This is a genomic window from Halomonas sp. McH1-25, assembly GCF_022348165.1.
Lineage (GTDB): Bacteria > Pseudomonadota > Gammaproteobacteria > Pseudomonadales > Halomonadaceae > Modicisalibacter.
Map to the genome: position 1 here is coordinate 363,097 of NZ_JAKRFI010000004.1, position 15,433 is coordinate 378,529.

10 protein-coding genes are annotated in these 15,433 nt (G+C 65.7%); 4 read left to right on the plus strand and 6 right to left on the minus strand.

Annotated elements, in window-relative coordinates; translation table 11 throughout:
• Positions 1–16: 16 nt before the first annotated feature.
• The 5 genes from rluB to MHM84_RS13245 all read right to left on the minus strand — a co-directional run bounded on the left by rluB (position 17) and on the right by MHM84_RS13245 (position 5,764).
• The gene (rluB, locus tag MHM84_RS13225; protein WP_239266818.1) at positions 17–889 is read right to left on the minus strand and encodes a 23S rRNA pseudouridine(2605) synthase RluB; all 873 of its coding nucleotides are present in this window, start codon (positions 887–889) and stop codon (positions 17–19) included.
• A complete protein-coding gene (gene scpB / locus MHM84_RS13230) occupies positions 886–1,767 on the minus strand; it encodes an SMC-Scp complex subunit ScpB (RefSeq protein ID WP_239266819.1) in 882 nt (293 codons plus the stop codon). The genes rluB and scpB overlap by 4 nt, the downstream gene beginning before the upstream one ends.
• Positions 1,767–2,693 carry a ScpA family protein gene (locus MHM84_RS13235; protein WP_239266820.1) on the minus strand — a complete coding sequence of 309 codons (927 nt, stop codon included), beginning with the start codon at positions 2,691–2,693 and terminating at the stop codon, positions 1,767–1,769. The genes scpB and MHM84_RS13235 overlap by 1 nt, the downstream gene beginning before the upstream one ends.
• Positions 2,694–2,781: 88 nt before the next feature.
• Positions 2,782–4,572 carry a DEAD/DEAH box helicase gene (locus MHM84_RS13240; RefSeq protein WP_239266821.1) on the minus strand — a complete coding sequence of 597 codons (1,791 nt, stop codon included), beginning with the start codon at positions 4,570–4,572 and terminating at the stop codon, positions 2,782–2,784.
• 151 nt (positions 4,573–4,723) lie between these two features.
• A complete protein-coding gene (locus tag MHM84_RS13245; protein ID WP_239266822.1) occupies positions 4,724–5,764 on the minus strand; it encodes a helix-turn-helix domain-containing protein in 1,041 nt (346 codons plus the stop codon).
• Positions 5,765–5,956: 192 nt separating this feature from the next.
• Between MHM84_RS13245 and MHM84_RS13250 the strand changes: the two genes are divergently transcribed.
• The 3 genes from MHM84_RS13250 to eat are packed head-to-tail and all read left to right on the plus strand — an operon-like array spanning position 5,957 to position 9,661.
• Positions 5,957–7,372, plus strand: coding sequence for an ethanolamine ammonia-lyase subunit EutB (locus tag MHM84_RS13250; protein ID WP_239266823.1), 1,416 nt, complete (start codon positions 5,957–5,959; stop codon positions 7,370–7,372).
• Positions 7,362–8,192, plus strand: a complete 831-nt coding sequence (eutC, locus tag MHM84_RS13255; protein WP_239266824.1) for an ethanolamine ammonia-lyase subunit EutC — start codon at positions 7,362–7,364, stop codon at positions 8,190–8,192. Before MHM84_RS13250 ends, eutC begins: the two co-directional genes overlap by 11 nt.
• Before the next feature lie 38 nt (positions 8,193–8,230).
• Positions 8,231–9,661 carry an ethanolamine permease gene (gene eat, locus MHM84_RS13260; protein ID WP_239266825.1) on the plus strand — a complete coding sequence of 477 codons (1,431 nt, stop codon included), beginning with the start codon at positions 8,231–8,233 and terminating at the stop codon, positions 9,659–9,661.
• Between the two features lie 217 nt (positions 9,662–9,878).
• On the opposite strand, the gene purL is transcribed toward eat, so the two are convergent.
• Positions 9,879–13,802, minus strand: a complete 3,924-nt coding sequence (purL, locus tag MHM84_RS13265) for a phosphoribosylformylglycinamidine synthase (protein WP_239266826.1) — start codon at positions 13,800–13,802, stop codon at positions 9,879–9,881.
• Positions 13,803–13,968: 166 nt separating this feature from the next.
• Here purL and mltF point away from each other — a divergent pair, with 166 nt between their 5' ends.
• Complete coding sequence (gene mltF / locus MHM84_RS13270) at positions 13,969–15,426, plus strand: membrane-bound lytic murein transglycosylase MltF (RefSeq protein ID WP_239266827.1); 1,458 nt, start codon at positions 13,969–13,971, stop codon at positions 15,424–15,426.
• The last annotated feature ends 7 nt before the right edge of the window (positions 15,427–15,433 follow it).

Genomic DNA, 15,433 nt, shown 5'->3' on the forward strand with positions numbered 1-15,433 from the left:
GCCGAATTATCAATTGTCAGCGCTTCGGCTTGGTGTGCTTGGGCTTGCGCATGGCCTGAACGGGGCGACGCTTGTGCTTGTCGCGGCTCCAGCGGTTCTTCTCGTCGGGGGTCAGGTCGGGCACCTTGCGTTTCTCCAACCCGGCCAGTTCCGACAAGTCATCGATTTCGCCCTGGGTCAGTTCGGTCCATTCCCCGGCCTTGGCGCGCTTGTCGAGGAAGATGTTGCCATAGCGCACGCGCTTGAGGCGGCTGACGGTCAGGCCCTGGGACTCCCACAGGCGGCGCACCTCGCGGTTGCGGCCTTCCATGATGACCACGTGGAACCACGTATTGATGCCTTCGCCGCCGAACTCCTGCACGTCGGTGAAGCGTGCCGGGCCGTCCTCGAGCATCACGCCCTCGACCATCGCCACGATTTGTTCGCGCTTCACCTGGCCCATCACGCGCACGGCGTATTCGCGCTCGATCTGCGTCGACGGGTGCATCAGGCGGTTGGCCAGTTCGCCATCGGTGGTGAACAGCAGCAGGCCGCTGGTGTTGATGTCGAGTCGTCCGATGGCGATCCAGCGTTCGCCCTTGAGGCGCGGCAGATGGTCGAACACGGTGCGCCGGCCCTCGGGATCCTTGCGCGTGCACAGCTCGCCCTCGGGCTTGTTGTACATGATCACCCGGCGCGGCACCTCGTTGACGTCACGCAGGTTGATGGGGCGATCGTCGAAGGTGACCCTGTCGCGCATCTCGACACGATCGCCCAGGCTGGCGACCTTGCCGTTGACCTTGACGCGCCCGGCGCTGATCGCGGTTTCCATTTCGCGGCGCGAGCCCAGCCCGGCGCGCGCGAGGACTTTCTGGAGTTTTTCTGAAGCGGGTGGTGTGTTGCTGTTCATGACTCGGACGTGTTCTCGTCGGATGAATTTTCCGCGCCGGCCAGGCCGTCTTCGTCGCCTTCGCGATCGACGGGCTGTTGGTTGCGGGCGCGTTCGGCCAGACGGGCTTCAAGATCGGCGAAGCTCAGTTCCGGCCGTGCGGACGCCGTCCCGGCGTGTGTCGTGTCGTCGGCCGTCCCGGCCGTCGAGTCCTGCAGTGATTCGGTTTGGCCAGCGTCAGCGTCGTGCCCAGGATCGTCGCTCTGCGCATCAGCATCGGGCACGTCAGCGCTCTCTGCGTGTTCCTGCCGTTCGCCGGCCTGGCGGGCCTGAACGTCGATGTCATCCTCGTAGAACGGGGACTCGGGCAGGTCGAACTCCTTGAGTTCGTGCATCGGCGGCAAGGCATCGAGGGTCTTGAGACCGAAGTCATCGAGGAACTGCCTTGTCGTAGCATAGACGGCCGGACGCCCCGGCACGTCACGATGTCCGACCACGCGGATCCAGCCACGTTCACTCAGGGTGCGCATGATCGAGCTGCTGACCGCCACGCCGCGCACCTCTTCGATGTCGCCGCGCGTCACCGGTTGACGATAGGCGATCAGCGCCAGCGTCTCCAGCAAGGCCCGCGAGTAGCGCTGCGGCCTTTCGTCCCAGAGTCGCGACACCCACGGCGACAGGCGCTGACGAATGCGCACCTGATAGCCGGAGGCGGTCTCGATGAGTTCCAGCGCAGAATTCTCCAGGCGGTTGCCCAAGGCCTCCAGCGCGTCGCGCAGTTCGCGCCGCTGCGGGCGTTCGTGGTCGTCGAACAGACCTTCCAGGCGCTCCACCGCCAGCGGCTCGCCGGCGGCGAGCAGGGCCGCTTCGAGAATCTCGTCGAGACGCACGCTGGCCATCAGGTCGCCTCCTCGAAGGCGCTTTCCCCTTCGCCGTCCGGTTCACTCGACGTGTCGGCGGGGTCGGCTGCGTAGGCGCCCTCCTCGTCCAGCGGCTGGCGGGCGCGAACGTGAATGGGCGACAAGGGTTCGTTCTGCACGATCTCGATCATCGACTCCTTGGCCAATTCGAGAATCGCCATGAAGGTGACGATCACCCCGGCGCGCCCCTCCTCGAGTGTGAAAAGTGCCACGAACGGCGTGAAATGCTCGTGACTGAGGCGTTCCATGATGCGCAGCATGCGCTCGCGAGTGGAGAGCACTTCCCGGCTGATGGTGTGCGCCTGGGTCAGCTCGGCACGCCGCAGGATACCCGACAGGGCACGCAGCAGCTCGTCGAGCTCGACCTCGGGATGGATGACCCGGCTTTCCAGCGCCGGCAGACCCGCCTGGGCGCCGAACCAGTCGCGCCCCACGCGGGGCAGCTCGTCGAGTCCTTCGGCGGCGAGCTTGAGCCGTTCGTACTCCTGCAGGCGGCGGATCAGCTCGGCACGCGGGTCTTCCTCGTCCTCGTCGCCCTCGGCCTTGGGCGGGCGCGGCAGCAGCGTACGCGACTTGATCTCGGCGAGCATCGCCGCCATCAGCAGGTATTCGCCGGCCAGCTCGATCTCCAGCGCCTTCATCAACTCAATGTACTCGATGTACTGATGGGTGATCGCGGCGACGTCTATGGCCAGGATGTCGAGGTTCTGGCGACGGATCAGGTAGAGCAGCAGATCCAGCGGCCCCTCGAAGGACTCGAGGAATACGCGCAGCGCCTCCGGCGGGATGTAGAGATCCTCCGGCAGCTCGGTGATCGGCTGGTCGTGCAGGCGCGCCAGCACCGCCGCCGTCTGCTGGGCAGCGGTCGATTCGGGCGTTGCGACACTTTCCGGCGTTTCACTCACGGGCAGCGGGACCTTCGATACGGGCGGCGACGGACAAACGCGTAGTCTACCAAGTGATGCCGACTCCTAGCATTCGAAATACGGCCCATCAGCCCAGTGATTCGGCATTGTCCGCCTTGCGGTAGCGGCCCACATAGTCGAACAGCTTCTCGCGAACCTGCCAATGCCGTCCGACACGGCGGCCGATCACGAAGTCCGGCACCTTCAGCCGGCGTCGCTCGGCGATGACGTCATCCGGCGAGGCCGGCCACCAGGGGCTGCCTGGCGCGCGCAGGTGATGGCGCAGGAAGGCGGCGGCAAACGCACCGCGCTGGGCCGGCGTTTCCAGCGCGAACCACTCGTCCAGCGTGGCGCCATCCTCGTCGTGGTAGGTCACCTTGAGGCGCGGCAGACCGCGCCCGTTGACGGTGGCGGCGAGTTGCATGCCGCTGACGCGCAGCACCCGGGCATCCTTGAGGCGCAGGGCGTCCTTGAGCTTGTCGTCGGGGTCGACCAGCCGCTCGCCGCAGCCATGGCAGCTACGCGCGGCGATATCGTTCTCGGCGCCGCACTGCTCGCACACCTTGAAGCGAAAGCGGAAATCGCACTGCCGGGAGCGGCCTGACTCATCCTCGATCAAGCCCTGGCAGCGCCGTCCGTAATGCTCGATGACCAGGTCGCCATCGCGCTTGCCCCAGAACAGGTTGGCATGCCCGCAATCCGGGCACCCGACCTGCACCGGCTCGGCGTCCGATGCCGGCTTGGGCGTCCCGACCTCGGGGGCGTACAGATCCCAGGGATTGCCGGCGTAGTCGAGGATCAGGCAATTCTTCTTGCCCGGCGCCAGGCGCAGGCCGCGCCCGACGATCTGTTGATAGAGGCTGACCGATTCGGTGGGACGCAGTATGGCGATCAGGTCGACGTGCGGCGCGTCGAAGCCGGTGGTCAGCACCGCGACGTTGACCAGGTACTTGAGCCGCTGCGCCTTGAATTCGTCGATCAACCGTTCGCGCTCGCGCGATGGCGTCTTGCCGGTGACCAGCGCCGCCTGCCCCTCGGGCAGGTAGCCCATGATCTCCTCGGCGTGCTCGATGGTGGCCGCGAACACCATCACGCCGCGCCGTTCCCGGGCCCGCTCGACGACCTCGGCGACGATAGTCGGCGTGGCGCGATTGCCACGCACCACGCGATTGAGCTCCTCCTCGGCGAACAGCCCGCGCACGTTGGGCATGAGCTGCGAGAAGTCGTAGCGCGCCACGGCGGCATCCACGCGCTGCGGCGGTGCCAGATAGCCCTGCTTGACCATCAGACGCAGCGGCTGCTCGAACACGCAGGTCTGGAAGAAGCAGGCGGCCTCGCCGCGCACCATGCCGTGATAATGGCGGTGATAGATGAAGCCCTGCCCCAGCCGGAACGGCGTCGCGGTCAGGCCCAGGATCTTGAGGCGCGGGTTGGCACGCTGCAGGTGGTCGATAACCTGGCGGTAGCTGGCGTTCTCGTCCGGCGAGACGCGATGGCACTCATCGATGACCAGCAGGGTGAAACCGCCGTCGTCGAAGCTGGCCAGGTTGCGCACCACCGACTGCACCGAGCCGAACACCACTTGGCGGGCGGCCTCCTTGCGGCCCAGGCCGGCACTGAAGATATCCGCCTCGAGGCCATAGGCCCGGTACTTGGCATGGTTCTGCTCGACCAGCTCGCGCACGTGGGCCAGCACCAGCACCCGGCCGCGTGCCAGGCGCGCCAGCTCGGCGATGACCAGCGACTTGCCGCTGCCGGTGGGCAGCACCACCACCGCCGGTGCGTCGCAGGCGCGAAAGTGCTCGACGACATGCGACACGGCCTGGCGCTGATAAGGGCGTAGCTCGGGAGGCGACACGGGGCGGGGCTCTGCTGGCATGACATTCCGTAATCGAAGCGAGCGCTTATTCTAAGCTTTTCGCTTTCCGAGCAATACCTCCCCCTGCCGGCGACACGGAACTCCCCGATGCGGCTGCGGGATTCGACCAACGCGGCTATGACTTCAGCCGCTTCGATAGCCTGAGCCGACATTACGTGCACATGCTCGACGGCCTGGAGCGCAAGCTGGGTGTCGATTCCACGCCCCGCTGAACAGCGACTTTCGGCACCAGTGCCGGGGCGCCACGACAACGGGTCAGCGTCGCGGAGGGCGACTCGCCGAACAAGTGCCGATAGTCCTGCGAGAACTGGCCGAGATGATAGAACCCCCAGTCGTTGGCCGCCCCGGTCACCGTGGTCGTGTCACCCGGCTGTACCAGGATGCGCCGTACCCGGTTCAGGCGTGCCGTGCGCAGGAACTGCACCGGACTGATGCCCAGGATGCTGGTGAAGCAGTACTGCAGCGTACGCTGGCTGACATGAGTCAGCTCGCACAGTTCGGTCACGCTCACCGGCGCATGTGCAGGGTCGTCGAGGTAATGCTTGACCTGGTCCACGACACGCTTGCGGTGCGCATAGCTCGGCGGTACGTCGTTACAGGGCACTTCCAGTTGCAGCAATTCGACTAGCGCCATCATCAGAATATCGCGATGCACCTGCGACACCGGCGTCTGGCGCTCGGCCCCCAGCAGTCGCTCGATCAGAAATGCAATCGATTTACGCGTCTGCGCCGGCAAGCGAAGCCGCATGTGCGTCGACGGGGCCCGTTCCATCAGTGCCAGGCCGGCTTCACCGGCAGCGCTCGCCAACAGACGGCGACTGACCACCAGGCCATAGATGGTGAAGCTCCCCGGCGTGATCAGTTCGAAGTCACGATGCCCGGGCTGGCACATCACCTCGGCCTCGCCCACCGGCCGTCCGTTGATGCGACAGACCTGTGCCGCCGGAATGCCGATCCACAGCGACTCCGGCCAGACATTGCACTGCTGGCGTAGGGCCCGGTTGGTGTGTTCCCTGAAGACCTGCATTTCATCCAACTGGACTTCATCGATCCGCCCATAGAAAGCACCGGCACTGATCTGGTCATATTCCTGGCGCCAGTCGGTGAGGTTATGGGCATGCTCGTCGGCATCTCCCGCCTCCCAGGTGCCTCTTGTTGGTGCATTTTTTCCTGCATGGACGTGTATAGGCACCTTGTGCGTCCTCCTCGGTGGCCCGTCAGTCACGAACCACACGGCTTCTGATTGTTTTTGCAAGGAAAATTCAGGTTTGCCAAAAATCGATAACGGCGTCGGCGACGGCCTCGCTACCTTAGGGAAGCAAGTTCCGTTCCGTCCCGAATGATCGGGTACGCCCCGAAGGACGCCTGTCGAGGTAGGCATCGTATGGCCAAGGAGTACCATTACACGCTAGGCGGCCAACGCTACCGCTTCAAGAACCTGGCCGAGTTGATGGCCAAGGCGACGCCGTCGCGCTCGGGGGATCGCCTGGCGGGCGTGATCGCTGCATCCGCCGAAGAGCGCGTGGTGGCGCAGATGGCGCTGGCCGAACTGCCACTGAAGACCTTTCTCGAGGATCTGCTGATCCCCTATGAAAGCGACGAGATCACCCGCCTGATCGTCGACACTCACGACGCCGACGCGTTCGCCCCCATCGCTCACCTCACCGTCGGCGACTTTCGCAACTGGTTGCTCAGCGACCTCGCCACTCCCGAAATTCTCGCTGGCGTGCGCGCCGGCATCACGCCGGAAATGGCCGCCGCCGTCAGCAAGATCATGCGCAACCAGGATCTGATCCTGGTGGCCCGCAAGTGCCGCGTCATCACCGCATTTCGCAATACCATCGGCCTGCCGGGGCGGCTGTCGACGCGCCTGCAGCCCAACCACCCCACCGACGACGTGACCGGCATCGCCGCGAGCATTCTCGATGGCCTGCTGTATGGCAATGGCGATGCGGTGATCGGCATCAATCCCGCCACCGACAACGTCGCGCAGAGCGTCAAGCTGATGCGCCTGATGGACGAGGTGATCCGCAAGTACGCCATTCCGACCCAATCCTGCGTGCTGACTCACGTCACCAATACCCTGGAGGCCATCGAGCAGGGGGCGCCGGTCGACCTGGTCTTCCAGTCGATCGGCGGCACCGAAGCCACCAATGCCAGCTTCGGCTTCGACCTCAGCGTGCTGGCCGAGGCCCGGGACGCCGCCCTGTCGCTGAAGCGCGGCACGCTGGGCAACAACGTCATGTACTTCGAGACCGGTCAGGGCAGCGCGCTGTCCGCCGACGCCCATCACGGCCTCGACCAGCAGACCTGCGAGGCGCGCGCCTACGCCGTGGCGCGCCATTTCGATCCGCTGCTGGTCAACACCGTGGTCGGCTTCATCGGCCCCGAGTACCTGTTCGACGGCAAGGAGATCATCCGCGCCGGGCTGGAGGACCATTTCTGTGGCAAGCTGCTCGGCGTGCCGATGGGCTGCGACATCTGCTACACCAATCACGCCGAGGCCGACCAGAACGACATGGACAACCTGCTCACGCTACTCGGCGTGGCGGGCTGCAACTTCATCATGGGCATCCCCGGCTCGGACGACATCATGCTCAATTACCAGACCACCTCGTTCCACGATGCGCTCTACGCCCGCCGCGTCCTGGGCCTGGGCCCGGCCCCCGAATTCGAGCGCTGGCTGGCCGAGATGGCGATCTTCGCTGACGTCGCCAATCATCGGCTCAACGACGCCTTGCCGGACTCCTTCGCCCGTTCGCTGGCCAACCTGCCCGCCGGAGCCGACCATGACCGATAAGTTGCCGAGCAACGGTGTCATCACCAATCCCTGGCGACGCCTGAGCGAATTCACCGCTGCGCGCATCGGCCTGGGCCGGGCCGGCATCAGCCTGCCAACCGACCGGCTTCTGGAGTTCCAACTGGCCCACGCCCGCGCCCAGGACGCAGTGCACCTGCCGCTAGACGTCGAGGCATTGTGTCGAGACCTGACCGGCCTGACAAACGACGCCCCACCGCATGTCGTGCACAGCCGCGCCGCGGACCGCATGACCTACCTGCAGCGTCCGGACTGGGGCCGGCGCCTCGACGAGGCCTCCCGCGAGCGCCTGAGTCACAATGAAGATATCCCCCAGGCGCCTTTCGATCTGGCCATCGTGATTGTCGATGGCCTGTCTTCGCTGGCCGTGCAGCAGAACGCCGAGCCATTTCTGCGCGCACTGATCGACGCCTTGGATGACGATAGCCAGTACGACTGGCGACTGGCGCCGCTGACCATCGTCGAGCAAGGGCGGGTCGCCATCGGCGATGAAATCGGCGAGTTGCTCAATGCCCGGGCGGTACTGGTCATGGTCGGCGAGCGCCCCGGCCTGAGCTCGCCCGACAGTCTGGGACTCTATCTGACCTGGGCGCCCAAGGTCGGTCTCACCGACGCCTACCGCAACTGCATCTCCAACGTGCGCCCGGCGGGCCTGGCCTATCCCGACGCCAGCCGGCGATTGCTCTACCTACTGCGCGAATCGCGCCAGAAGCAGCTCTCCGGGGTCCATCTGAAGGACCGCACCGAGGACGAGACGATCGATCACCAGGGCGGCAGCATTCGCAACTTCCTGATTTCCTAATCCCCCTTCTCTAACAACAAGACCCGAGGACGTACCGCATGAGCGACCAACCCGTCGACCAGGATTACCTGGCCAAGCGACAACTGCGCAAGGGAACCGCCGGCTGGATCCTGCTGGCCGGACTCGGCGTGTCCTACGTGATTTCCGGCGATTTTGCCGGCTGGAACTTCGGCATCGCCGAGGCTGGTTGGGGCGGCTTCGTCATTGCCGCCGCGCTGATGGGCCTGATGTACTTCGCCCTGGTGCTGTCGCTGGCCGAGATGTCGGCGGCAATTCCGGCATCGGGCGGCGGCTATAGTTTTGCCCGTCAGGCCATGGGCCCGGCGGGCGGCTACCTGACCGGGTTGGCGGTACTCATCGAGTACGCCCTGGCGCCGGCGGCCATCGTCATCTTCATCGGCGCCGCCGTTGAAGCGCTGTTGGGTATCGACGGACCGCTGGTCTATGCCCTGTTCTATGCGGTGTTCATCGGCATTCACCTGGCCGGGGTGGGCGAAGCGCTCAAGGTGATGATGGTGATCAGCGGCCTGGCGGTGTTCGCCATCGTCGCTACCGCCATTGCCCTGCTGGGCGACTTCGATGCCAGCCGGCTGTTCGACATCGCACCCACCGAGGCGGCGGGCGCCAACGCCTTCATGCCGTTCGGCTGGGCGGGCATCTGGGCGGCGCTGCCGTTCGGCATGTGGCTGTTCCTGGCCGTGGAGGGCGTGCCGCTGGCCGCCGAGGAATCCAAGGATCCGGCCCGCGACATGCCCAAGGGCATCATCGGCGCCATGATCTTCCTGCTGTTCACGGCGGTGCTGGTGGTGTTCCTGCTGGCCGGTGCGGCGGGTGCCGCAGCCATCGGCGCCAGTGGCGTGCCGCTGGTCGATGCGCTCAACGCCGCCGGCAACGGCACGCTGGCCACGGTGGTCAACGTGCTCGGCCTGGCCGGCCTGATCGCCTCGTTCTTCTCGATCATCTACGGCTATAGCCGGCTAGTCTTCGCCCTGTCGCGTGCCGGCTATCTGCCGAAAGTGCTGTCGCTGACCAGCCACCGCAAGGCGCCGACCTGGGCACTGGTGGTACCGGGCGTGTTCGGCTTCCTGGTCTCGCTGAGCGGAGAAGGCGACCTGATTCTGGGCATGGCCGTGGTCGGCGCCACGCTCTCCTACGCACTGATGGCGATCAGCCACATCCTGCTGCGGATCAAGCGCCCCGACCTGCCCCGTCCCTACCGGACGCCGGGTGGCATCGTGACGTCCTCGGTCGCCCTGGTACTGTCGCTGGTGGCATTGACCGGGGTCTACGCCTTCGACCCACGTGCCTTCAACTACACGATCGTGCTGTTCGTGATCGGTGCGGCGTATTACTTCCTCTACAGCCGCCATAAGCTGGTCGCCAAGACGGCCGAAGAAGAGTTCCAGCTGGTCGCCGATGCGGAAAGCAGCCTGGGCAGCGACGCACCGCCCGCCGCGACGCCGACCTGATTCCCTTCAGCCATGAAAAAAACCGCGGCCCAGCCAAGGGTCGCGGTTTCGTTTGAGCCTATGACGCGGCATTCAGCAGAGCGTCATGCAGCCGAAAGCCGGGGGCAGGGCAAAGCAAGGGTCATTTGCCATGGATGGCAAATGTAGCGCCCATGGAGGGGTTTACAGCGCCCTTGCGGCGCCCTGCCCCCGGCTTGCCCATTCGACGTCGGGACGCTTAGCCCACCCACACCCGCGCGTTGCGGAACAGGCGCATCCACGCGCCATCCTGCGTCCACTCCTGGGGACGCCAGGAGTTGGTCACGGCACGGGCGACACGCTCGGGATGCGGCATCAGGATGGTGACGCGGCCATCGTCGTTGGTCAGCCCGGTGATACCCGCCGGCGAGCCGTTGGGGTTGGCCGGGTAGCGCGTGGTCACCTGCCCGTAGTTGTCGATATAGCGCACGGCGATCTGGCCGCTGCCCTGCATGCTGCGCAAATGCGCGCTGTCGCGGAACTCGGCGCGGCCCTCGCCATGGGCCACGGCGATGGGCAGACGCGAGCCTTCCATGCCGGCGAGCAGCACCGACGGGCTCTTCTCGATCTGAACCATCGACACGCGCGCCTCGAACTGCTCGGACTCGTTGCGCACGAAACGCGGCCAGTTGTCGGTGCCGGGTATCAGCTCCTTGAGCTGAGAAAGCATCTGGCAGCCGTTGCACACACCCAGCGCGAAGCTGTCGTCACGCGCAAAGAACGCCGTGAACTGCTCGCGGGCGCGGGCGTTGAACAGCACCGACTTGGCCCAGCCGCCACCGGCACCGAGCACGTCGCCATACGAGAAGCCCCCACAAGCGACCAGCCCCTTGAACTCGTCGAGGGTGACGCGACCGGCAAGAATGTCGCTCATGTGCACGTCGACGGATTCGAAGCCGGCCTTGTCGAAGTTGGCCGCCATCTCGAGCTGACCGTTGACGCCCTGCTCGCGCAGGATCGCCATGCGCGGTCGCGTCGTATTGACGAACGGCGCAGCAATGTCCTCGTTCACGTCGAAGGTCGGCTCGGCGGACAGGCCCGGGTCGCGCAGGTCGAGCAGATCGTCGAACTCGGACTTGGCACAGTCGGGATTGTCGCGCAGTGCCTGCAGGCGGTAGCTGGTCTCGGCCCAGGTACGCTGAGTCAGCGCGCGGGTGGTCTCGAGCAGCGGCTCCTCGAACAGCGTCACGCGTACCTGATCGTCATAGCGCGGGCGCGCGATGACGCCACAGGTATCGATACCCGCCGCGGCGAACTGAGCCAGCACGAACTCGGTGTCCTTGCGGTTGACCTGGATCACCGCACCGAGCTCCTCGGCGAACAGCGCGCTGGGCGCGGCGTAGCCGTCGTCGATCAACCAGTCGAGCTTGATCTCCAGACCGCCACGGCCGGCGAAGGCCATCTCCAGCAGGGTCACGATCAGGCCGCCGTCGCTGCGGTCGTGATAGGCGAGCAGCTTGTCGTCGGCGTTCAGCCCCTGGATCACGGTAAAGAACGCCTTGAGGTCCTCGGCATCGTCGAGGTCGGGACACTCGTCGCCCACCTGGCCGTAGACCTGGGCCAGTGCCGAGCCGCCCAGGCGATTCTTGCCGCCGCCCAGGTCGATGAGAATCAGGTCGCTCTCGTCCTGATCCAGGCGCAGTTGCGGCGTCAGCGTCTTCAGCGCATCGGTCACCGGGGCGAAGCCGGTGACATTGAGCGTCAGCGGCGCAGTGATCGACTTCTGCTCGGCGTCGTCATCCTGCCAGGCGGTGCGCATCGACATCGAGTCCTTGCCCACCGGAATGGCGATGCCCAGTTGCGGACAGAGTTCCATGCCCACCGCATGCACGGCGTCGTACAGCGACTGGTTCTCGCCGGGATGGTCGGCGGCGCTCATCCAGTTGGCGGAGAGCTTGACGTCCTCGATCTTCCCGATCGGCGCCGCGGCCAGGTTGGTGAGTGCCTCGGCGACGGCCAGGCGGGCACTCGCTGCCGGGTCGATCAATGCCACCGGCGGACGTTCGCCCATCGCCATGGCCTCGCCGGCGTGGGTGTCGTAGCTGGCGGTAGTCACCGCCACGTCGGCCACCGGCACCTGCCACGGGCCGACCATCTGGTCGCGGGCGACCATGCCGGTAATCGAGCGGTCGCCGATGGTGATCAGGAAACTCTTGGAGGCCACCGCCGGCAGGCGCAACACGCGATCCAGCGCCTCGCGCAGGTCCAGGTTGTCGAAATCCGCGCCCGGCATCGCCAGAGGCTGACGCTGGAACTCACGCTGCATCTTGGGCGGCTTGCCGAACAGCACGCTCATCGGCAGGTCGATGGGCTGGCTCTCGAAGTGTCCGTCGTGGACGCTGAGGTGATGCTCATCGACGGCCTCGCCGACCACCGCGTAAGGGCAGCGTTCGCGCTCGCACAATGCATCGAAGGTCTCGAGGTCCTCCGGAGCGACCGCCAGCACGTAGCGTTCCTGGGCCTCGTTGCACCAGATCTCCAGCGGGCTCATGCCCGGTTCGGCATTGGGCACGGCGCGCAGTTCGAAGCGTCCGCCGCGACCGCCATCCTTGACCAGTTCGGGCAGAGCATTGGACAGCCCGCCGGCACCGACGTCGTGGATGAAACGGATAGGATTGCTCTCGCCCAGCGCCCAGCAGCGATCGATGACTTCCTGCGCGCGACGTTCCATCTCGGGGTTCTCGCGCTGCACGGAGGCAAAATCGAGGTCCTCGCTCGACGAGCCGGAGGCCATGCTCGACGCCGCGCCGCCACCGAGGCCGATGAGCATCGCCGGGCCGCCCATCACGATCAGCTTGGCGCCGACCGGAATGTCGCCCTTCTCGACGTGCCCCGGGCGAATGTTGCCATAGCCGCCGGCGACCATCACCGGCTTGTGGTAGCCGCGCCGCTCGATGCCCTCGGCGCCTACCGCGTCCTGTTCATAGGTGCGGAAATAGCCGGTCAGGTTGGGACGACCGAACTCGTTATTGAATGCCGCGCCGCCGATCGGCGCCTCGAGCATGATGTCCAGCGCACTCTTGATGCGCTCGGGCTTGCCGTAGTCGAAGGCCTCCCACGGTTGGACGAACTCGGGAATACGCAGGTTGGAGACCGCGAAGCCGGTCAGACCGGCCTTGGGCTTGCCACCGATGCCGGTCGCGCCCTCGTCGCGGATCTCGCCGCCGGAACCGGTCGCCGCCCCCGGAAACGGCGCGATGGCCGTCGGGTGGTTGTGGGTTTCCACCTTCATCAGGATGTGGATCGGCTCGCGTTCGGTGCGGTAGCTGGCCGTCTCGTCCGCCTTGCCGGTCAGCGGCGTGGCGAAGAAGCGCCCCGCCTCGGCCCCCTTGATGACCGCGGCGTTGTCGCTGTACGCCGAAAGAATGTCACCCGGCGAGTGTTCGTAAGTGTTCTTGATCATCTTGAACAGCGAGTGCGTCTGCACTTCGCCGTCGATGATCCAGTCGGCATTGAAGATCTTGTGGCGACAATGCTCGGAGTTGGCCTGGGCGAACATCATCAGTTCGACGTCGCTGGGATTGCGCCCCAGGTCCTGGAAGGATTGCACCAGGTAGTCGATCTCGTCGTCTGCCAGCGCCAGGCCCAGTTCGCCATTGGCGGCCTCCAGCGCGGCACGTCCGCCCTCCAGAATGTCCACCTGACCGAGTGGCGCGGGATCGTGATGGGCGAACAGCTTGACCGCATCCGTGGCATTGGCCAGCACCGACTCGGTCATGCGGTCGTGCAGCGTGGCGAGGATGGCGTTGAACGTTTCCTCGCTGAGCACGCCACCCAGCTTGACGCGATAGGCCACGCCGCGTTCGATGCGCCGGACCTGCGTCAGGCCGCAGTTGCGGGCGATGTCGGTGGCCTTGGACGACCATGGCGACAGCGTGCCCAGGCGCGGCACGACCAGGAACAGATGGCCCTCGCGGGGCTCGTCGGCATCAAAGAGCCTGCCGTAGGTCAGCAGGCTATCGAGCACGGTGCGGGCGTCGGCGTCCAACTCGCCATCGATATCGACGAAGTGGACATAATCGGCATGCAGGGACTCCACTTCGGGCACCTGGGCACGCAGCGAAGCCAACAGCTTGGCATGACGAAAATCGGAAAGGGCGGGCGCTCCTCGCAGTTCGAGCATTTCGGAAGAAGCCTCTGAAGAAAGCCGAATGGGGGGCCGCAAGCGGCGGCAATGAGCGCCTATGATACTGGAAAGCCGCTCCGGCGAGAAATCGTGGAACGCCGTCAGGTGACAGCTCGGCGACACGCCGGTATGGTGAGGCGTCCATTGTTACCGACTGCAACGCATGCTCAAGGCGCTTGCCCGCACTCCGCGCCGGTGGGCTCTGCTGGCCACGGCCCTGGTGCTGTCGCTGGTCCCCCGCCTTCCCTCACCACCGGAAGGTCCCCTGCTCGAGGAAATTCGCGCCCGGGACTTCATCCAGGTGTTGACGCGCAACACACCGACGACCTACTACCAGGGCCGACAGGGGCCGACCGGGTTCGAGTACGAACTGGTCCGGCGCTTCGCCGAGCACCTGGGGGTCAGCCTGTCGCTGGAAACCACCGGTACCATCAGCGACGTGTTGCACGCCGTACGCCAGGGCAGCGTCGACCTGGGTTCGGCCGCCCTGCCGCTCGACGCCACGCAGCGCGGCGTGCATTTCAGTCGCCCGATCCTGGAACTGCAGCCGCTGGTGGTGTTCCGGCGTGGTATGCCCCCCGTCGACACCCCCGAGGAGCTGCTCGGCCTGTCGATCGGTACCATCGCCGACTCGGGGGCCAGCCTGGCCCTGCGCGAGCTGCAGAAGGCCTACCCCGAACTGAGCTGGAAGGAATCCGCCGATCTCGAAGTCGCCGACCTGCTGCACATGATCGAGGCCGGCGAACTCGACGCGGCGGTGATCTACGCCCACCAGTTCAAGCTCAACCGGCTGTTCTTTCCCGGCGTCGAGGATGGTTTCCCGCTCGGCAAGCCGCTCAGCCTGGCCTGGGCCGTTCCCGCCAGCAGTGGTCTGGGCCTGCTGCGCGAGGTCAACCGTTTCATCGACGAACTGCGCGAGCAAGGCCTGCTCGACACGCTGATCGAGCGCTACTTCGGCCATGACGACTATCTGGAATACGTTGGGGCTCGCCTGTTCATTCGTCACGTCCACCAACGCCTGCCCACGTACGAAGCGCTTTTCAAGGAAGCGGCGCGCCAGACCGGTTTCGACTGGAAACTGCTGGCGGCCTTGGGTTATCAGGAGTCGCACTGGGAGCCCGAGGCCACCTCGCCGACCGGGGTGCGCGGCCTGATGATGCTGACGCTGCCCACCGCCAAGCAGGTCGGCGTCGATAACCGGCTCGACCCCGAACAGAGCATCGACGGCGGGGCGCGCTACCTACGCAGCGTCAAGGAGCGCCTGCAGGAAGAAATCAAGGAACCCGATCGCACCTGGATGGCCCTGGCCGCCTATAACGTCGGACTCGGCCATCTCTACGATGCGCAGAAGATTGCCGAGATGCGTGGCGGCGACCCCTATGCGTGGACTGACGTGCGCGAGGCCCTTCCCCTGCTGCAGAAACGCGAGTGGTACGAGAAGGTGCGTCACGGCTATGCGCGTGGCGGCGAGCCGGTGATCTACGTGCGCAACATTCGGCGCTACTACGAAGTCCTCAACTATGTCGACCGCAGCCAGCAGCAATTCTTCCAGCTCAACCAGCGTGCGCCGGGCGAGGGCGAGGACGCGCCGTTGTTCGACATCGTGCCGCCGGTCTTGTGAGTCGCCG